General features: G+C 55.8%; 17 protein-coding genes. 16 read left to right on the top strand and 1 reads right to left on the bottom strand.

The annotated features are described in order from the left end of the window. Window positions 1-59 precede the first annotated feature (59 nt). The gene (gltA, locus tag ACLH1I_RS07185) at window positions 60-1,343 is read right to left on the bottom strand and encodes a citrate synthase (RefSeq protein ID WP_004885983.1); all 1,284 of its coding nucleotides are present in this window, start codon (window positions 1,341-1,343) and stop codon (window positions 60-62) included. Between the two features lie 640 nt (window positions 1,344-1,983). Here gltA and sdhC point away from each other — a divergent pair. The 16 genes from sdhC (at window position 1,984) to tolA (ending at window position 18,935) form a co-directional block, all read left to right on the top strand. After that, window positions 1,984-2,388, top strand: coding sequence for a succinate dehydrogenase cytochrome b556 subunit (sdhC, locus tag ACLH1I_RS07180; protein ID WP_004142216.1), 405 nt, complete (start codon window positions 1,984-1,986; stop codon window positions 2,386-2,388). Then, a complete protein-coding gene (gene sdhD / locus ACLH1I_RS07175) occupies window positions 2,382-2,729 on the top strand; it encodes a succinate dehydrogenase membrane anchor subunit (protein WP_002894949.1) in 348 nt (115 codons plus the stop codon). The genes sdhC and sdhD overlap by 7 nt, the downstream gene beginning before the upstream one ends. Next, window positions 2,729-4,495 carry a succinate dehydrogenase flavoprotein subunit gene (gene sdhA / locus ACLH1I_RS07170; protein ID WP_004179067.1) on the top strand — a complete coding sequence of 589 codons (1,767 nt, stop codon included), beginning with the start codon at window positions 2,729-2,731 and terminating at the stop codon, window positions 4,493-4,495. The genes sdhD and sdhA overlap by 1 nt, the downstream gene beginning before the upstream one ends. Before the next feature lie 15 nt (window positions 4,496-4,510). Further along, the gene (gene sdhB / locus ACLH1I_RS07165; RefSeq protein WP_002894954.1) at window positions 4,511-5,227 is read left to right on the top strand and encodes a succinate dehydrogenase iron-sulfur subunit SdhB; all 717 of its coding nucleotides are present in this window, start codon (window positions 4,511-4,513) and stop codon (window positions 5,225-5,227) included. 440 nt (window positions 5,228-5,667) lie between these two features. After that, on the top strand, window positions 5,668-8,475 hold the full coding sequence (gene sucA, locus ACLH1I_RS07160; RefSeq protein WP_032455733.1) for a 2-oxoglutarate dehydrogenase E1 component: 2,808 nt from the start codon (window positions 5,668-5,670) through the stop codon (window positions 8,473-8,475). Window positions 8,476-8,489: 14 nt separating this feature from the next. Beyond that, window positions 8,490-9,716, top strand: a complete 1,227-nt coding sequence (odhB, locus tag ACLH1I_RS07155) for a 2-oxoglutarate dehydrogenase complex dihydrolipoyllysine-residue succinyltransferase (RefSeq protein ID WP_004885986.1) — start codon at window positions 8,490-8,492, stop codon at window positions 9,714-9,716. A 103-nt stretch (window positions 9,717-9,819) separates the two neighbouring features. After that, on the top strand, window positions 9,820-10,986 hold the full coding sequence (gene sucC, locus ACLH1I_RS07150; RefSeq protein ID WP_002895039.1) for an ADP-forming succinate--CoA ligase subunit beta: 1,167 nt from the start codon (window positions 9,820-9,822) through the stop codon (window positions 10,984-10,986). Next, on the top strand, window positions 10,986-11,855 hold the full coding sequence (gene sucD, locus ACLH1I_RS07145; protein WP_004885990.1) for a succinate--CoA ligase subunit alpha: 870 nt from the start codon (window positions 10,986-10,988) through the stop codon (window positions 11,853-11,855). The genes sucC and sucD overlap by 1 nt, the downstream gene beginning before the upstream one ends. An 819-nt stretch (window positions 11,856-12,674) precedes the next feature. Further along, window positions 12,675-14,243: a cytochrome ubiquinol oxidase subunit I gene (gene cydA, locus ACLH1I_RS07140; protein WP_032455734.1), complete on the top strand. Its 1,569-nt coding sequence runs from the start codon at window positions 12,675-12,677 to the stop codon at window positions 14,241-14,243. Window positions 14,244-14,258: 15 nt separating this feature from the next. Beyond that, window positions 14,259-15,398, top strand: a complete 1,140-nt coding sequence (gene cydB / locus ACLH1I_RS07135) for a cytochrome d ubiquinol oxidase subunit II (RefSeq protein WP_004885993.1) — start codon at window positions 14,259-14,261, stop codon at window positions 15,396-15,398. Between the two features lie 15 nt (window positions 15,399-15,413). After that, entirely contained in the window at window positions 15,414-15,530 is a 117-nt protein-coding gene (cydX, locus tag ACLH1I_RS07130; protein WP_002895051.1) for a cytochrome bd-I oxidase subunit CydX, read from the top strand. Continuing rightward, window positions 15,530-15,820, top strand: a complete 291-nt coding sequence (gene ybgE / locus ACLH1I_RS07125; RefSeq protein ID WP_002895053.1) for a cyd operon protein YbgE — start codon at window positions 15,530-15,532, stop codon at window positions 15,818-15,820. The genes cydX and ybgE overlap by 1 nt, the downstream gene beginning before the upstream one ends. Before the next feature lie 149 nt (window positions 15,821-15,969). Continuing rightward, on the top strand, window positions 15,970-16,374 hold the full coding sequence (ybgC, locus tag ACLH1I_RS07120; protein ID WP_002895056.1) for a tol-pal system-associated acyl-CoA thioesterase: 405 nt from the start codon (window positions 15,970-15,972) through the stop codon (window positions 16,372-16,374). Further along, entirely contained in the window at window positions 16,371-17,063 is a 693-nt protein-coding gene (gene tolQ / locus ACLH1I_RS07115; protein WP_004152221.1) for a Tol-Pal system protein TolQ, read from the top strand. Before ybgC ends, tolQ begins: the two co-directional genes overlap by 4 nt. Window positions 17,064-17,066: 3 nt before the next feature. Next, the gene (gene tolR / locus ACLH1I_RS07110) at window positions 17,067-17,495 is read left to right on the top strand and encodes a colicin uptake protein TolR (RefSeq protein WP_002895061.1); all 429 of its coding nucleotides are present in this window, start codon (window positions 17,067-17,069) and stop codon (window positions 17,493-17,495) included. 99 nt (window positions 17,496-17,594) lie between these two features. Beyond that, window positions 17,595-18,935: a cell envelope integrity protein TolA gene (gene tolA / locus ACLH1I_RS07105; RefSeq protein WP_004885996.1), complete on the top strand. Its 1,341-nt coding sequence runs from the start codon at window positions 17,595-17,597 to the stop codon at window positions 18,933-18,935. The last annotated feature ends 36 nt before the right edge of the window (window positions 18,936-18,971 follow it).

Here is an 18,971-nt window from a genome sequence, read left to right as displayed (position 1 = left end):
TCATCGTCAGGCATAAAAAACGCGCCAGCAGGCGCGTTTTTATCATCCGGACAGCGAGATTAACGCTTGATGTCGGACTGGAAGTCGCGTTTGGCGTAGCCGGTGTACAGCTGACGCGGACGGGCGATCTTCATGCCGTCGCTGTGCATTTCGTTCCAGTGCGCAATCCAGCCCACGGTACGCGCCATGGCGAAGATAACGGTAAACATGGAGGACGGAATACCCATCGCTTTCAGGATGATACCGGAGTAGAAGTCGACGTTCGGGTAGAGCTTCTTCTCGATGAAGTACGGGTCGTTCAGCGCGATATGCTCCAGCTCCATGGCCACCTGCAGCAGGTCGTCTTTGGTGCCCAGCTCTTTCAGCACTTCATGGCAGGTTTCACGCATCACGGTGGCGCGCGGGTCGTAGTTTTTGTAAACACGATGGCCGAAGCCCATCAGGCGGAATGAGTCATTCTTGTCTTTCGCACGACGAACAAATTCCGGAATGTGTTCAACGGAGCTGATCTCTTCCAGCATTTTCAGCGCCGCTTCGTTGGCGCCGCCGTGCGCCGGTCCCCACAGAGAGGCGATGCCGGCTGCGATACAGGCGAACGGGTTAGCGCCGGAAGAGCCCGCGGTACGTACCGTCGAGGTCGAGGCGTTCTGCTCGTGATCGGCGTGCAGGATCAGAATACGGTCCATGGCGCGCTCGAGCACCGGATTGACTTCGTACTCTTCGCACGGCGTGGCGAACATCATGCGCAGGAAGTTGCCGGCGTAGGAGAGGTCGTTGCGCGGATAAACAAACGGCTGGCCGATAGAATACTTGTAACACATAGCTGCCATGGTCGGCATTTTGGACAGCAGGCGATAGGCGGCGATTTCACGGTGACGCGGGTTATTCACGTCGAGGGAGTCGTGATAGAACGCCGCCAGGGCGCCGGTGATCCCGCACATAACGGCCATCGGGTGAGAATCGCGACGGAACGCATGGAACAGACGGGTGATCTGCTCATGGATCATGGTGTGACGGGTCACGGTGGTTTTGAATTCGTCATATTCGGCCTGGGTTGGTTTTTCACCGTTCAGCAGAATGTAACAAACTTCAAGATAGTTTGATTCGGTCGCTAACTGGTCGATCGGGAAGCCGCGGTGCAGCAGGATCCCCTCGTCACCATCGATAAACGTAATTTTAGATTCACAGGAAGCGGTAGATGTGAAACCTGGGTCAAAGGTAAATACGCCTTTTGAACCAAGACTACGAATATCAATAACATCCTGACCGAGCGTGCCTTTTAGCACATCCAGTTCAATAGCAGTGTCACCACCCAGGGTGATTTTTGCTTTAGCATCAGACATTTATGGTCTCCTTAGCGCCTTTATTGCTTAAGACTGCCGGGTGGTGGATTTGCTTTCGGCCCACGCCCGTATACGTTACCAGTTTGTTATGTTGCACACAGCTCTGCGTCAGCGAAAAGGGCAGGGTACAGAGCAACGGCGCTTGATGGCACGTTCTTCAGGGCTGCGGTGAAACAACAGCAAATCAGCGTTTTAGCAGTCCGAATATTAAAACCTGTATACCACTAATAACTGTCCTGATTACATCGGTCAATACTGACACACTGTTACATAACTTATTCTCAGGTGAAAGAGTGACCCCATAACTTTTGAGCATTATTGCATTTAACTGGTAATGGTTGTAACAAGAATGTTTAATATTTGTCAAATCAGGTGATTAAAAATTAAAAAAATGTTGTTATCGTGACCTTGATCACTGTTCCGGAGAAAACCCAACAAACTATATGTAGGTTAATTGTAATGATTTTGTGAACGGCCTATACTGCGGCCAGGTCTCCGGAACACCCTGCAATCCCGAGCCACCCAGCGTTGTTTAGTGATGTTTTAATGCCTGAAAAGACGTTTTAACATGACTTCTGGTTATAGAAAGGACGCTGTCTGACCCGCAAGCAGACCGGAGGAAGGAAACAATAAGAACAGCATGTGGGCGTTATTCATGGTAAGAAATGTGAAAAAACAAAGACCTGTCAATCTGGATCTACAAACGATACGGTTCCCAATCACGGCGATAGCGTCCATTCTCCATCGCGTTTCCGGTGTCATCACCTTCGTGGCGGTCGGAATTCTGCTTTGGCTGCTGGGCACCAGCCTCTCCTCCCCTGAAGGTTTTCTGACGGCGGCCTCGATCATGGATAGCTTCTTTGTGAAGTTCATCATGTGGGGCATTCTCACCGCGCTGGCCTATCACGTCGTTGTCGGTATCCGCCATCTGATGATGGACTTTGGTTACCTGGACGAAACCCTCGAAGCAGGGAAACGTTCCGCCAAGATTTCTTTTGTTATTACTGTCGTGCTTTCACTTCTCGCAGGAGTCCTCGTATGGTAAGCAACGCCTCAGCACTGGGACGCAACGGCGTACATGACTTTATTCTGGTCCGTGCTACCGCCATCGTTCTGACCCTCTACATCATCTACATGGTTGGCTTCTTCGCTACCACCGGTGAGATCTCATGGGAAGTGTGGACCGGATTCTTTGCCTCCGGCTTCACTAAAGTCTTTACTCTGCTGGCTCTCGTTTCCATTCTTATCCATGCCTGGATCGGGATGTGGCAGGTGTTAACGGACTACGTTAAACCACTGGCTCTGCGCCTGGTTCTGCAGCTGGCTATCGTTGTGGCGCTGGTGGCTTACGTTCTTTATGGATTTGTTGTGGTGTGGGGTGTGTAATGAAATTGCCAGTCAGAGAGTTTGATGCTGTTGTCATCGGTGCCGGCGGCGCAGGTATGCGCGCGGCGCTGCAAATTTCCCAGAGCGGACAGACCTGTGCGCTGCTCTCTAAAGTCTTCCCGACCCGTTCCCATACCGTGTCAGCGCAGGGGGGTATCACCGTCGCGCTCGGTAACTCCCATGAAGATAACTGGGAATGGCATATGTACGACACCGTAAAAGGGTCGGACTATATCGGTGACCAGGACGCCATCGAATATATGTGTAAGACCGGCCCGGAAGCGATTCTCGAGCTGGAGCACATGGGCCTGCCGTTCTCCCGTCTTGACGACGGCCGTATTTATCAGCGCCCGTTCGGCGGCCAGTCGAAGAACTTCGGCGGCGAGCAGGCGGCGCGCACCGCGGCGGCGGCTGACCGTACTGGCCACGCCCTGCTGCACACCCTGTACCAGCAGAACCTTAAAAACCACACCACTATTTTCTCCGAATGGTATGCCCTCGATCTGGTGAAAAACCAGGACGGCGCGGTGGTGGGTTGTACCGCCCTGTGCATCGAGACCGGCGAAGTGGTCTACTTTAAAGCCCGCGCCACCGTGCTGGCGACCGGCGGCGCAGGCCGTATCTATCAGTCCACCACCAACGCCCACATCAACACCGGTGACGGCGTCGGGATGGCCATTCGTGCCGGCGTGCCGGTGCAGGATATGGAAATGTGGCAGTTCCACCCGACCGGCATCGCCGGGGCAGGGGTTCTGGTCACCGAAGGTTGCCGCGGCGAAGGTGGTTATCTGCTCAATAAACACGGCGAACGCTTTATGGAGCGTTATGCCCCGAACGCCAAAGACCTGGCGGGTCGTGACGTGGTGGCGCGTTCCATCATGATCGAAATCCGCGAAGGTCGCGGCTGCGATGGCCCGTGGGGCCCGCACGCGAAATTGAAGCTGGATCACCTGGGTAAAGAGGTTCTGGAATCTCGTCTGCCGGGTATCCTCGAGCTGTCCCGTACCTTTGCTCACGTCGATCCGGTGAAAGAGCCGATCCCGGTTATCCCAACCTGCCACTACATGATGGGCGGTATTCCGACCAAAGTGACCGGCCAGGCGCTGACCGTCAATGAGAAGGGCGAAGACGTGGTGATCCCGGGCCTGTTCGCGGTAGGCGAAATCGCCTGCGTATCGGTCCACGGCGCTAACCGTCTTGGCGGCAACTCGCTGCTCGACCTGGTGGTCTTCGGCCGCGCGGCGGGCCTGCATCTGCAGGAATCCATCGCCGAGCAGGGCACGCTGCGCGACGCCAGCGAATCCGATATCGAAGGCTCGCTGGACCGCCTCAACCGCTGGAACAACACCCGTTCCGGTGAAGATCCGGTGGCGATCCGCAAAGCGCTGCAGGAATGTATGCAGCATAACTTCTCGGTGTTCCGCGAAGGCGATGCGATGCACAAAGGTCTGGAACAGCTGAAAGTGATCCGCGAGCGCCTGAAAAACGCCCGTCTCGACGATACCTCCAGCGAGTTCAACACCCAGCGCGTTGAGTGCCTGGAGCTGGATAACCTGATGGAAACCGCGTACGCGACCGCCGTATCCGCTAACTTCCGTACCGAGAGCCGTGGCGCCCACAGCCGCTTCGACTTCCCGGATCGTGATGATGAAAACTGGCTGTGCCATTCCCTGTATCTGCCAGAGTCGGAATCCATGACGCGTCGTAGCGTCAACATGGAACCGAAACTGCGTCCGGCATTCCCGCCGAAGATTCGTACTTACTAATGCGGAGACAGGAAAATGAAACTCGAGTTTTCAATTTATCGCTATAACCCGGATGTTGATGACGCTCCGCACATGCAGGATTACACCCTCGAAGCGGAAGAAGGTCGTGACATGATGCTGCTGGATGCGCTGATCCAGCTGAAAGAAAAAGATCCGTCGCTGTCGTTCCGCCGCTCCTGCCGTGAAGGGGTTTGTGGTTCCGATGGCCTGAATATGAACGGGAAAAACGGTCTGGCGTGCATCACGCCGATCTCCGCGCTGAATCAGCCGGGCAAGAAGATTGTTATCCGTCCGCTGCCAGGATTACCGGTTATCCGTGATTTGGTGGTGGACATGGGGCAATTCTATGCACAATATGAGAAGATTAAGCCTTACTTGTTGAATAATGGGCAAAATCCTCCGGCTCGCGAGCATCTGCAGATGCCTGAGCAGCGTGAGAAACTCGATGGTCTGTACGAGTGTATTCTCTGCGCATGTTGTTCGACTTCGTGCCCGTCGTTCTGGTGGAACCCGGATAAGTTCATTGGCCCGGCTGGCCTGTTGGCCGCGTATCGCTTCCTGATCGACAGTCGCGATACCGAAACCAGCGAGCGTCTGGACGGCCTGAGCGATGCTTTCAGCGTATTCCGCTGTCACAGCATTATGAACTGCGTCAGTGTGTGTCCGAAGGGGCTGAACCCGACGCGCGCCATCGGCCATATTAAGTCGATGCTGCTGCAGCGCAGCGCGTAAGAAACCCGGTGTATCCCGGATGGCGCTACCGCTTATCCGGGCTACCAAAAGCAGTAACCCCGGTAGCGTTTGTGCTACCGGGAAATGAATACCCTAAATAATTCGAGTTACAGGACAACGTACATGTAACTTGAAGTATGAAGGGATAGCAGGAAATCTTTAAAAACCGCCACAAGATGTACCAGTAATCAAGGCGTTCAGTGCGAGGTAAGGCGGCAACTGAACGCATCCCCGGGAGCATAGCGAACTATGTGACCGGGGTAAGTGAAGGCAGCTAACGCAACCGCAGCCTGAACGCCGAAGATTAATGGCAGTTTTTAAAGGTTCCTTAGCGGATAGAAACCACAACTCGTCCGCAACAAGTGAACCCCGGCACGTGCACTCGGTGTGCGTGGTAGTTTCTACGGCGAAATAAGCATATGAATGCTTAAGGGATCACGATGCAGAACGGCGCAATGAAAGCCTGGCTGGACTCTTCTTACCTCTCTGGTTCGAACCAGAGCTGGATAGAACAGCTCTATGAAGACTTCTTAACCGATCCTGACTCTGTTGACGCCAACTGGCGTTCAATGTTCCAGCAGTTACCTGGCACCGGAGTTAAACCGGATCAATTTCATTCCAAAACGCGTGATTATTTCCGTCGACTGGCGAAGGATGCCTCACGTTACACTTCTTCGATTTCCGACCCAGACACCAATGTGAAGCAGGTTAAAGTCCTGCAGCTCATCAACGCATACCGTTTCCGTGGCCACCAGCATGCGAATCTCGATCCGCTGGGGCTGTGGAAGCAAGAGAGAGTGGCGGATCTCGATCCGGCCTACCACGATCTGACCGAGGCCGATTTCCAGGAAAGCTATAACGTAGGTTCATTTGCCATCGGTAAAGACACGATGAAGCTGGGCGAGTTGATTGCCGCCCTCAAGCAAACCTACTGCGGCTCCATCGGCGCGGAATACATGCATATCACCTCTACCGAAGAAAAACGCTGGATCCAGCAGCGCATTGAATCGGTAGCTGGCAAAGCGAGCTTTAGCGCGGAAGAGAAAAAACGCTTCCTCAGCGAACTGACCGCCGCGGAAGGCCTGGAGCGCTACCTCGGCGCCAAATTCCCGGGGGCGAAGCGCTTCTCGCTGGAGGGTGGCGATGCCCTGATCCCGATGCTCAAAGAGATGATCCGCCATGCGGGCAAGAGCGGCACCCGCGAAGTGGTGCTGGGCATGGCGCACCGCGGTCGTCTCAACGTGCTGGTCAACGTGCTGGGTAAAAAACCGCAGGATCTGTTCGACGAGTTCGCCGGCAAACATAAAGAACATCTCGGTACCGGCGATGTGAAGTACCACATGGGCTTCTCATCCGATATGGAAACCGAAGGCGGTCTGGTGCACCTGGCGCTGGCGTTTAACCCGTCGCACCTCGAGATCGTCAGCCCGGTGGTTATCGGTTCCGTACGCGCCCGTCTGGATCGTCTGGACGAGCCGAGCAGCAACAAGGTTCTGCCGATCACTATCCACGGCGACGCCGCCGTCACCGGTCAGGGCGTGGTTCAGGAAACCCTGAACATGTCGAAAGCCCGCGGTTACGAAGTGGGCGGTACCGTGCGCATCGTTATCAACAACCAGGTGGGCTTCACGACCTCTAACCCGCTGGATGCGCGTTCGACCCCGTACTGCACCGACATCGGTAAAATGGTGCAGGCGCCGATTTTCCACGTCAATGCCGACGATCCGGAAGCGGTCGCGTTCGTCACTCGTCTGGCGCTGGATTTCCGCAATACCTTCAAACGCGATGTTTTCATCGATCTGGTGTGCTACCGCCGTCACGGCCATAACGAAGCCGATGAGCCGAGCGCAACTCAGCCGCTGATGTATCAGAAGATCAAAAAGCACCCGACCCCGCGCAAAATCTATGCTGACAAGCTGGAGCAGGAGAAGGTGGCGACTCTGGAAGACGCGACCGAGCAGGTTAACCTCTACCGCGATGCGCTGGATGCCGGCGAATGCGTGGTGCAGGAATGGCGTCCTATGAACATGCACTCCTTTACCTGGTCGCCGTACCTCAATCATGAGTGGGACGAGAGCTATCCGGATAAAGTGGAGCCGAAGCGTCTGCAGGAGCTGGCGAAACGCATCAGCACGGTGCCGGAAGGTATCGAAATGCAGTCCCGCGTAGCGAAAATTTACGCCGACCGCCAGGCGATGGCGGCAGGTGAGAAGCTGTTCGACTGGGGCGGCGCCGAAAACCTGGCCTACGCCACGCTGGTTGACGAAGGTATTCCGGTGCGTCTGTCCGGGGAAGACTCCGGTCGCGGCACCTTCTTCCATCGTCATGCGGTGATCCATAACCAGACCAATGGTTCAACTTACACCCCGCTGCAGCATGTCCATAACGGTCAGGGCCAGTTCCGCGTTTGGGACTCGGTGCTGTCTGAAGAAGCCGTACTGGCGTTTGAATATGGTTACGCCACCGCTGAGCCGCGCACCCTGACCATCTGGGAAGCGCAGTTTGGCGACTTCGCCAACGGCGCTCAGGTGGTGATCGACCAGTTCATCTCCTCCGGTGAGCAGAAGTGGGGCCGGATGTGCGGCCTGGTGATGCTCCTGCCGCACGGCTATGAAGGCCAGGGTCCGGAGCACTCCTCCGCGCGTCTGGAGCGTTATCTGCAGCTGTGCGCTGAGCAGAACATGCAGGTCTGCGTACCGTCCACACCGGCGCAGGTGTACCACATGCTGCGTCGTCAGGCGCTGCGCGGTATGCGTCGTCCGCTGGTGGTGATGTCGCCGAAGTCGCTGCTGCGTCATCCGCTGGCAGTCTCCAGCATGGATGAGCTGGCGAACGGCACTTTCCTGCCGGCCATCGGTGAAATCGATCAACTTGATCCGCAGGCTGTGAAGCGCGTTGTGCTGTGCTCTGGTAAGGTTTACTACGACCTGCTGGAACAGCGCCGCAAAAACGAGCAAAAAGATGTCGCTATCGTTCGTATCGAGCAGCTCTATCCGTTCCCGCATCAGGCGGTGCAGGAAGCGCTGAAAGCGTATGCGCACGTGCATGATTTTGTCTGGTGCCAGGAAGAGCCGCTCAACCAGGGCGCATGGTACTGCAGCCAGCATCACTTCCGTGAAGTGATTCCGTTTGGGGCCTCTCTGCGTTATGCAGGCCGCCCGGCCTCCGCCTCTCCGGCGGTAGGGTATATGTCCGTTCACCAGAAACAGCAACAAGATCTGGTCAATGACGCGCTGAACGTCGATTAATTAAAGGATACACAATGAGTAGCGTAGATATTCTGGTTCCCGACCTGCCTGAGTCCGTAGCTGACGCAACCGTCGCCACCTGGCACAAAAAACCGGGCGACGCGGTCGTCCGTGACGAAGTCCTGGTCGAAATCGAAACTGACAAAGTGGTACTGGAAGTACCGGCATCAGCGGACGGCATTCTGGATGCAGTGCTGGAAGACGAGGGCGCTACCGTCCTGTCTCGCCAGATCCTTGGCCGCCTGCGCGAAGGTAACAGCGCAGGTAAAGAAAGCAGCGAAAAAGCCGATGCGAAGGCGTCCACGCCGGCGCAGCGTCAGCAGGCTTCTCTGGAAGAGCAGAACAACGACGCGCTGAGCCCGGCGATCCGTCGTCTGCTGGCTGAACACAACCTCGACGCAGCGGCCATCAAAGGCACTGGCGTCGGCGGCCGTCTGACCCGCGAAGACGTTGAGAAACATCTGGCGAAAGCCCCGGCGCCGGCAGAAGCCAAAGCGCCAGCCTCCGCCGCGGCAGTCGCGCCGGCGCCGCAGCTGGGCAATCGTTCTGAAAAACGCGTCCCGATGACCCGCCTGCGTAAACGCGTGGCCGAGCGTCTGCTGGAAGCGAAAAACTCCACCGCCATGCTGACCACGTTCAACGAAGTCAACATGAAGCCAATCATGGATCTGCGTAAGCAGTACGGTGAGGCGTTCGAAAAACGTCATGGCATCCGCCTGGGCTTTATGTCCTTCTACGTGAAAGCGGTAGTGGAAGCGCTGAAACGCTATCCGGAAGTGAACGCCTCCATCGATGGCGACGACGTGGTGTACCACAACTACTTCGACGTCAGCATGGCCGTATCCACCCCGCGCGGCCTGGTCACCCCGGTTCTGCGTGACGTCGACCTGCTGGGCATGGCGGATATCGAAAAGAATATTAAAGAGCTGGCAGTGAAAGGCCGCGACGGCAAGCTGACCGTAGATGACCTGACCGGCGGTAACTTCACCATCACCAACGGCGGCGTGTTCGGCTCCCTGATGTCCACGCCGATCATCAACCCACCGCAGAGCGCCATCCTGGGTATGCATGCCATTAAAGACCGCCCGATGGCGGTGAATGGCAAGGTAGAGATCCTGCCGATGATGTACCTGGCGCTCTCCTACGATCACCGTCTGATCGACGGACGTGAGTCGGTAGGCTTCCTGGTGGCGATTAAAGAGCTGCTGGAAGATCCGACCCGTCTGCTGCTGGACGTGTAGTCAGCAAGCGTATTACCTACCGTAGGCCGGATAACACGCGTTAGCGCCGTTATCAGGCCTACAGGTTTAAAGATAATTACACCCTGAAGGATGGACTGAACACATGAACTTACATGAATATCAGGCAAAACAACTTTTTGCCCGCTATGGCTTACCGGCGCCGGTGGGTTATGCCTGTACTACTCCGCGTGAAGCAGAAGAAGCCGCTTCAAAAATCGGCGCGGGTCCGTGGGTAGTGAAATGTCAGGTTCACGCTGGTGGCCGCGGCAAAGCGGGCGGTGTGAAAGTGGTGAAGAGCAAAGAAGAGATCCGCGCATTTGCCGAGCACTGGCTGGGCAAACGTCTGGTGACCTATCAAACAGATGCGAACGGCCAGCCGGTTAACCAGATCCTGGTTGAAGCGGCGACCGATATTGACAAAGAGCTGTACCTGGGCGCGGTCGTTGACCGTAGTTCCCGTCGCGTGGTGTTCATGGCCTCTACTGAAGGCGGCGTGGAAATCGAAAAAGTGGCGGAAGAGACCCCGCACCTGATCCACAAGATCGCCATCGATCCGCTGGCTGGCCCGATGCCTTACCAGGGCCGTGAACTGGCGTTCAAACTGGGCCTGGAAGGTAAGCAGGTTCAGCAGTTCACTAAGATTTTCATGGGCCTGGCGACCATTTTCCTGGAGCGCGACCTCGCGCTGATCGAAATTAACCCGCTGGTGATCACCAAGCAGGGCGACCTGATCTGCCTGGACGGCAAACTGGGCGCTGACGGCAACGCGCTGTTCCGCCAGCCGGATCTGCGCGAAATGCGCGACCAGTCTCAGGAAGATCCGCGTGAAGCGCAGGCGGCGCAGTGGGAACTGAACTACGTCGCGCTGGACGGCAACATTGGTTGCATGGTTAACGGCGCGGGCCTGGCGATGGGTACCATGGACATCGTTAAACTGCACGGCGGCGAACCGGCTAACTTCCTCGACGTGGGCGGCGGCGCCACCAAAGAGCGCGTCACCGAAGCGTTCAAAATCATCCTCTCTGATGACAACGTGAAAGCGGTGCTGGTTAACATCTTCGGCGGTATCGTACGCTGCGACCTGATCGCTGACGGTATCATCGGTGCGGTAGCGGAAGTTGGGGTTAACGTTCCGGTGGTGGTTCGTCTGGAAGGTAACAACGCCGAACTGGGCGCGAAAAAACTGGCTGACAGCGGCCTGAATATTATTGCAGCGAAAAGTCTGACGGACGCAGCACAGCAGGTTGTTGCCGCAGTGGAGGGGAAATAATGTCAGTTTTAATTAATAAAGATACCAAGGTTATCTGCCAGGGCTTCACCGGTAGCCAGGGGACCTTCCACTCTGAACAAGCGATCGCTTACGGTACGCAAATGGTTGGCGGCGTGACGCCAGGCAAAGGCGGCACCACGCACCTGGGCCTGCCGGTGTTCAACACCGTGCGCGAAGCCGTTGAAGCGACCGGCGCTACCGCGACCGTGATCTACGTTCCGGCGCCGTTCTGCAAAGATTCCATTCTGGAAGCGATTGACGCGGGCATTAAGCTTATCATCACCATCACCGAAGGTATCCCGACCCTGGATATGCTGACTGTGAAAGTGAAACTGGACGAAGCGGGCGTGCGCATGATCGGCCCGAACTGCCCAGGCGTGATCACCCCGGGCGAATGCAAAATCGGCATCATGCCGGGTCACATTCACAAGCCGGGTAAAGTGGGCATCGTTTCCCGTTCCGGTACCCTGACCTATGAAGCGGTTAAGCAAACCACCGACTACGGCTTCGGCCAGTCTACCTGCGTCGGTATCGGCGGCGACCCGATCCCGGGCTCTAACTTCATCGATATCCTGAAGCTGTTCCAGGAAGACCCGCAGACCGAAGCTATCGTCATGATCGGTGAGATCGGCGGCAGCGCGGAAGAAGAAGCGGCTGCCTACATCAAAGAGCACGTGACCAAGCCGGTTGTCGGCTACATCGCGGGCGTGACCGCGCCGAAAGGCAAGCGTATGGGCCATGCGGGCGCCATCATCGCTGGCGGTAAAGGTACTGCTGATGAGAAATTCGCAGCCCTGGAAGCAGCCGGTGTGAAAACCGTTCGCAGCCTGGCCGATATCGGCGAAGCGCTGAAAGCGATCATCAAGTAAACCCTCTCTGCTTGTCCGCAAGCAGAAATCTGTCCGATTTCGACATGGTTGGCCACCGTCAGGTGGCCTTTTTTTTGGCCGTTATCCGCTTCTCCCGAAAGCCGCTGAGCCAGCAAACCCCGCGTTTGGCGAAAACCTTATCTATCATATTGATTTTAAGAATTATTTCATAAATATTCTCGACGTGCGGTTGTCGGAAAGGAAAATATGCCCTGGCCGTACCGGAGGGAAGCAAAACAGACACTAAAAAAAGAGTGGGGGAGGGGATAAGAAAACAGGAAAAAATACTGTGAGCGGTCTAACATTAATCGGATCGGCTCTTTTTTTTCCTGCGGCGTTAAATAATATTACCTATGATTCTCATCTCTCCCTTTTTAGTAACCAATCAAAGTATACTTTAAACACAGTATTAACATTAAGTTTACCAATATTCTTTATTGGGCTACATAATTAACACGTAGAGTAAAAATTGATTTATATCAATACTTAATGCTTGGAAAAATCCTTCAAAAAACGTTAAATTGTCTCAAGTCAAATTGGCCTAAACTGGCCATCTTCGCTATATATTGATCACCGTCGAAAAATGTAAAACTGGAACAATAAAAACATATTTATTGTAAGGTTATTGCGGCGTAATATATTGGGGAATCAATTGGGTTTTTCGTTAACGTATTTGTAACCTTGTCCTGGCGTGGTTTCACTTTCGGTTGAAACCCGCTCCGGGCGGGCGACAAATAAAAATTTGTATTGGGGCATGCGTATGAGCCAGAGCTTCTCGGTTCATTTTCGGAGTCTTCATGCGATGAGCAAGGAGTCATGATGTTAGATATAGTCGAACTGTCGCGCTTACAGTTTGCCTTGACCGCGATGTACCACTTCCTGTTTGTGCCACTGACGCTCGGTATGGCGTTCCTGCTGGCCATTATGGAAACGGTCTACGTCCTTTCCGGCAAACAGATTTATAAAGATATGACCAAATTCTGGGGCAAGTTGTTTGGTATCAACTTCGCGCTGGGTGTGGCGACCGGTCTGACCATGGAGTTCCAGTTCGGGACTAACTGGTCGTATTACTCACACTACGTGGGGGATATCTTCGGTGCGCCGCTGGCCATTGAAGGTCTGATGGCCTTCTTCCTCGAATCCACCTTTGTAGGTCTGTTCTTCTTCGGTTGGGATCGTCTGGGTAAAGTTCAGCACATGGCCGTCACCTGGCTGGTCGCACTGGGCTCCAACCTCTCCGCGCTGTGGATCCTCGTCGCAAACGGCTGGATGCAGAACCCTATCGCATCGGACTTCAACTTTGAAACCATGCGTATGGAGATGGTTAGCTTCTCCGAACTGGTGCTCAACCCGGTTGCTCAGGTGAAATTCGTTCACACCGTGGCGTCTGGCTATGTCACCGGTGCGATGTTCATCCTGGCTATCAGCTCCTGGTACATGCTGAAAGGCCGTGACTTTGCCTTTGCTAAGCGCTCCTTTGCCATCGCAGCCAGCTTCGGTATGGCAGCGATCCTCTCCGTTATTGTGCTGGGTGACGAATCTGGTTACGAAATGGGCGACGTGCAGAAAACCAAACTGGCGGCTATCGAAGCAGAGTGGGAAACCCAGCCTGCGCCGGCGGCCTTTACCCTGTTTGGTATTCCCGATCAGAATGCGCAAACCAACCACTTCGCCATCCAGATCCCTTACGCGCTGGGCATCATTGCCACCCGCTCGGTGGATAAGCCGGTTATCGGTCTGAAGGATCTGATGGTTCAGCACGAAGAGCGTATCCGTAACGGCATGAAGGCCTATGCGCTGCTGGAGCAACTGCGCGCCGGTTCCACCGACCAGTCCGTTCGCGACCAGTTCAATAACGTGAAGAAAGATCTTGGCTATGGTCTGCTGCTGAAACGCTATACCCCGAACGTCGCTGACGCCACGGAAGAGCAGATCGCCAAAGCGACCAAAGACTCTATTCCAAGCGTCGCACCGCTGTACTTCGCCTTCCGTATCATGGTGGCGTGCGGCATCCTGATGCTGTTGATTATCGGCGCCTCCTTCTGGAGCGTGATCCGTAACCGTATCGGCGAGAAAAAATGGCTGCTGCGCGCCGCGTTCTATGGCTTGCCGCTGCCATGGATTGCCGTGGAGTCGGGCTGGTTTGTTGCCGAATACGGCCGTCAGCCGTGGGCGATTGGTGAAGTCCTGCCGACGGCGGTGGCCAACTCGTCGCTGACCGCGGGCGATCTGATCTTCTCTATGTTGCTGATCTGCGGCCTGTACACGCTGTTCCTGGTGGCTGAACTGTTCCTGATGTTCAAGTTTGCCCGCAAAGGACCTAGCAGCCTGAAAACCGGCCGCTATCACTTTGAACAGTCCTCTGCGGCTATTCAGTCGGCACGCTAAGACAGGAGTCGTCAAATGATCGATTATGAAGTATTGCGTTTTATCTGGTGGCTGCTGATTGGCATCCTGCTGATTGGCTTCGCCGTCGCCGACGGGTTCGACATGGGGGTGGGCATGCTCACCCGCTTCCTCGGCCGTAACGACACCGAGCGTCGGATTATGATCAACGCCATCGCCCCGCACTGGGACGGTAACCAGGTGTGGCTGATCACCGCCGGCGGCGCGCTGTTCGCTGCCTGGCCGATGGTCTACGCCGCGGCGTTCTCCGGTTTCTATGTGGCGATGATTCTGGTGCTGGCCTCGTTGTTCTTCCGTCCGGTCGGTTTCGACTACCGTTCCAAGATCGAGGACACCCGCTGGCGCAACATGTGGGACTGGGGCATCTTCATCGGCAGCTTCGTGCCGCCGCTGGTGATTGGCGTGGCCTTCGGCAACCTGCTGCAGGGCGTGCCGTTCCATGTCGACGAATACCTGCGTCTTTTCTATACCGGTAATTTCTTCCAGCTGCTGAACCCGTTTGGTCTGCTGGCCGGTATCGTCAGCGTGGCGATGATCCTGACCCAGGGCGCGACCTACCTGCAGATGCGTACCGTAGGCGAACTGCACCTGCGCACCCGCACCGTCTCCACGGTGGCGGCGCTGGTGACGCTGGTCTGCTTCGCGCTGGCGGGCGTGTGGGTCTACTACGGTATCGACGGCTATGTGGTGAAATCGGTGATTGACCATACCGGCCCGTCTAATCCGCTGACCAAAGAAGTGGTGCGTGAAGCTGGCGCGTGGATGGTGAACTTTAACAATATGCCAGCGCTGTGGGCGATCCCTGCCCTGGGCGTGGTGCTGCCGCTGCTGACCGTCGTTTCGACCAAAGCGGATAAAGGCGCCTGGGCATTCCTGTTCTCCTCGCTGACCCTGGCCTGCATCATTCTGACTGCCGGTATTGCGATGTTCCCGTTCATCATGCCGTCCAGCACTATGCTGAACGCCAGCCTGACGATGTGGGACGCGACCTCCAGCCAGCGGACGCTGAATCTGATGACCTACGTGGCGATTGTCTTCGTGCCGATCATTCTGGGCTACACCAGCTGGTGTTACTGGAAAATGTTTGGCCGCATCACGCGCGAAGACATCGAAAAGAACACCCACTCGCTGTACTAAGGTAAGGAGCTATATATGTGGTACTTCGCATGGATTTTGGGAACGCTTCTTGCCTGTGCCTTTGGGGTGATTACCGCGCTGGCGCTTGAGCACGTGGAAGCCACCAAAGCCGGGAAGAAAGAAGAAATCTGATGAAATTTATCGCTACTCTGTACGCGATAATGGACAAGCGCCCGCTCCGGGCGCTTTCCTTATTGATGGCGCTGCTGCTGGCAGGCTGCATCTTCTGGGATCCGTCGCGCTTTGCCGCGAAGACCAGCGAGCTGGAAATCTGGCATGGTTTCTTGCTGATGTGGGCAGTTTGCAGCGGCGTTATTCACGGCGTGGGCTTCCGCCCGCGTGCCGTTCACTGGCAGGGGATTTTTTGTCCGCTTATCGCTGATATCGTGCTCGCTTTAGGTCTCTTCTTTTTCTTCTTTTGAATAAGAGATCTCTGTTAATGCTATGGGCTTGCATAAGCCCATAAAAATTTACGCCCCGTTTACTTTCCCCCATTCCAAACCACCTTTCCCGCGCGTATAGTAGCGAAGTTTGAAAGCTCTAACCTTTTTTTGCATTACCGGGATGTAAAGTGAATACAACGCTGTTTCGATGGCCGGTTCGGGTCTACTACGAAGATACCGACGCCGGTGGTGTGGTTTACCACGCCAGTTACGTCGCTTTTTATGAAAGAGCACGCACAGAGATGCTGCGCCACCATCACTTTAGTCAACAGGTTCTGTTGGCTGAACGCGTTGCCTTCGTGGTTCGCAAAATGACGCTGGAGTATTTTGCCCCCGCCAGACTCGACGACATGCTCGAAGTCCAGACGGAAATTACCTCGATGCGCGGCACCTCTTTGGTTTTCACGCAGCGAATCGTCAACGCCGAGAATACAGTGTTAAACGAAGCTGAGGTTCTCATTGTGTGCGTTGATCCACTCTTAATGAAGCCACGTGCGCTTCCCAAGTCTATTGTCGCGGAGTTTAAGCAGTGACTGACATGAATATCCTTGATTTGTTCCTGAAGGCGAGCCTTCTGGTTAAACTTATCATGTTGATTTTGATTGGTTTTTCTATCGCTTCCTGGGCTATCATTATTCAGAGAACGCGTATCCTTAACTCGGCCGCGCGCGAAGCTGAAGCGTTCGAGGACAAATTCTGGTCCGGGATTGAACTGTCCCGTTTGTATCAGGAAAGCCAGGGGCGTCGCGATAATCTGACCGGTTCGGAGCAGATCTTCTACAGCGGCTTCAAAGAGTTTGCGCGCTTGCATCGGGCCAACAGCCATGCGCCGGAGGCGATCGTCGAAGGGGCATCGCGCGCGATGCGTATTTCGATGAACCGCGAGCTGGAAACGCTGGAGACCCATATTCCGTTCCTCGGCACCGTAGGCTCCATCAGCCCGTATATCGGTCTGTTCGGTACCGTTTGGGGGATCATGCACGCCTTTATCGCTCTTGGCGCGGTGAAGCAGGCCACCCTGCAGATGGTGGCGCCGGGTATCGCCGAAGCGCTGATCGCCACTGCGATCGGTCTGTTCGCTGCTATCCCGGCGGTCATGGCGTATAACCGCCTGAACCAGCGCGTGAACAAGCTTGAACTGAATTACGACAACTTTATGGAAGAGTTCACCGCCATTCTGCACCGTCAGGCTTTTACCACCAGCGAAAGCAATAAGGGGTAAGCCATGGCCAGAGCACGTGGACGCGGACGTCGCGAACTGAAGTCCGAGATCAACATCGTTCCGCTGCTGGATGTCCTGCTGGTGCTGTTGCTGATCTTTATGGCAACGGCGCCGATCATTACGCAGAGCGTGGAAGTCGATCTGCCGGACGCCACGGAATCGCAAGCGGTGAAAAGCAATGACGATCCGCCGGTGATTGTGGAAGTCTCCGGGGTAGGGCAGTACAGCGTGAAAGTGGGGCAGGAGACGCTGTCCCAGCTGCCGCCGGAGCAGGTGATTGCCGAAGCGAAGCGTCGTCTTGAAGCCAATGAGAAAACGGTATTCCTGATCGGCGGTGCGAAAGACGTCCCTTACGATGAAATTATTAAAGCGCTGAACCTGTTGCATAGTGCAGGGGTTAAATCGGTCGGCTTGATGACCAAACCTATTTAATCGCTTCAGGTAGGTGCGTCCGCGCGGCGTTCGGCGGCGAGTATCGCTCGCCGTCGGTGCGCATCGCGGGTACAGGCGAACAGTTTTTGGGAACCGATAGTGTCAAAGGCAACCGAACAAAACGACAAGCTTAAACGAGCGATCATCATTTCAGTCGCGCTGCACATCATACTGATCGCGCTGCTGATCTGGAGTTCGTTTGACGAGCATCTGGATGCCTCTGCCGGCGGCGGCGGGGGATCGTCGATTGATGCCGTCATGGTCGATCCGGGGGCGGTGGTAAATAACTATAACCGTCAGCAACAGCAGCAGGCCAGCGCACGTCGCGCCGCTGAACAGCGCGAAAAACAGGCGCAGCAGCAGGCGGAAGAGTTACGTGAGAAGCAGGCGGCGGAACAGGAACGGCTGAAACAGCTCGAACAGGAGCGGCTGCAGGCGCAGGAAGCGGCGAAAGAAGCGAAGGAACAACAGAAGCAGGCTGAGGAAGCCGCAGCCAAGGCTGCCGCGGCGGCGAAAGCCAAAGCGGATGCGCAGGCTAAAGAAGCGCAGGAAGCAGCGGCCAAAGCGGCCGCCGAGGCGAAAGCGAAGGCGGATGCCCAGGCGAAAGCGGCTGAGCTGGCGGCAGCGAAAGCGGCTGCTGACGCGAAGAAACAGGCCGAAGCCGCCGCCGCGAAAGCAGCGGCCGATGCGAAGAAACAGGCGGAAGCCGAAGCGGCGAAAGCCGCGGCAGAGGCGCAGAAGAAAGCAGAAGCTGCAGCGGCGAAGAAAGCGCAACAGGAAGCGGAGAAGAAGGCCCAGCAGGAAGCGGCTAAACAGGCAGCGGCTGAAAAAGCGGCTGCAGAAAAAGCCGCCGAAAAAGCAGCTGAGAAAGCGGCCGCGCAAAAAGCGGCCGCGGAGAAGGCCGCCGCCGAGAAAGCCGCCGCAGCTGAAAAAGCAGCGGCAGCCAAAGCGGCAGCTGCTGAGAAGGCGGCGGCTGATAAAGCGGCCAAAGCGGCAGCAGCAAAAGCCGCGGCAGCGAAGAAAGCGGCTGCAGCGAAAGAAGCGGACGGCGTTGACGACCTGCTCGGCGATCTGAGCTCTGGTAAGAATGCGCCGAAAGGTAGCACCAGCGGTAGCACAGGTGGCTCTTCACCTGCTAAAGGAAGTAAACCGGGGCAGGGCGGTGCATCTCAGGCGGAGATTGCCAGCTATATTTCGCAGGTGCAGGCCGCGATTAAAGGACATCTCTATGACTGGGATACGTACAAGGGTAAAGTATGTACGTTGCGCGTAAACCTGGCTCAGGATGGAACGTTGTTGAGTGTGAAATCGGAAGGCGGCGATCCGGCTTTCTGCCAGCAAATGCTGGCGGCTACCAGTCGGATGAGCAAATTCCCTAAACCGCCGTCGCAGGCTGTTTATGAAACGTTCAAAAATGCGCCACTGGACTTCAAACCTTAAGCGCTTTTTCTCCCCGCGTTAGCGGGGGGAAAGAAA

It is taken from the genome of Klebsiella sp. 1SOBk10mer (genome assembly GCF_046602535.1).
GTDB lineage: Bacteria > Pseudomonadota > Gammaproteobacteria > Enterobacterales > Enterobacteriaceae > Klebsiella > Klebsiella quasipneumoniae.
The sequence above is the reverse complement of the archived record's forward strand: the minus strand, read 5'-3'. Positions and strand labels throughout refer to the sequence as shown.

What these genes read in the sequence shown, in the direction of transcription:
- ybgE (WP_002895053.1), top strand. Translation starts at nt 15,530, where the DNA reads ATGAAATTTATCGCTACTCTGTACGCGATAATGGACAAGCGCCCGCTC.
- sdhA (WP_004179067.1), top strand. Translation starts at nt 2,729, where the DNA reads ATGAAATTGCCAGTCAGAGAGTTTGATGCTGTTGTCATCGGTGCCGGC.
- gltA (WP_004885983.1), bottom strand. Translation starts at nt 1,343, where the DNA reads ATGTCTGATGCTAAAGCAAAAATCACCCTGGGTGGTGACACTGCTATT.
- cydX (WP_002895051.1), top strand. Translation starts at nt 15,414, where the DNA reads ATGTGGTACTTCGCATGGATTTTGGGAACGCTTCTTGCCTGTGCCTTT.
- odhB (WP_004885986.1), top strand. Translation starts at nt 8,490, where the DNA reads ATGAGTAGCGTAGATATTCTGGTTCCCGACCTGCCTGAGTCCGTAGCT.
- sucD (WP_004885990.1), top strand. Translation starts at nt 10,986, where the DNA reads ATGTCAGTTTTAATTAATAAAGATACCAAGGTTATCTGCCAGGGCTTC.
- sdhB (WP_002894954.1), top strand. Translation starts at nt 4,511, where the DNA reads ATGAAACTCGAGTTTTCAATTTATCGCTATAACCCGGATGTTGATGAC.
- cydB (WP_004885993.1), top strand. Translation starts at nt 14,259, where the DNA reads ATGATCGATTATGAAGTATTGCGTTTTATCTGGTGGCTGCTGATTGGC.
- sucA (WP_032455733.1), top strand. Translation starts at nt 5,668, where the DNA reads ATGCAGAACGGCGCAATGAAAGCCTGGCTGGACTCTTCTTACCTCTCT.
- sdhD (WP_002894949.1), top strand. Translation starts at nt 2,382, where the DNA reads ATGGTAAGCAACGCCTCAGCACTGGGACGCAACGGCGTACATGACTTT.
- tolR (WP_002895061.1), top strand. Translation starts at nt 17,067, where the DNA reads ATGGCCAGAGCACGTGGACGCGGACGTCGCGAACTGAAGTCCGAGATC.
- sucC (WP_002895039.1), top strand. Translation starts at nt 9,820, where the DNA reads ATGAACTTACATGAATATCAGGCAAAACAACTTTTTGCCCGCTATGGC.
- cydA (WP_032455734.1), top strand. Translation starts at nt 12,675, where the DNA reads ATGTTAGATATAGTCGAACTGTCGCGCTTACAGTTTGCCTTGACCGCG.
- sdhC (WP_004142216.1), top strand. Translation starts at nt 1,984, where the DNA reads ATGTGGGCGTTATTCATGGTAAGAAATGTGAAAAAACAAAGACCTGTC.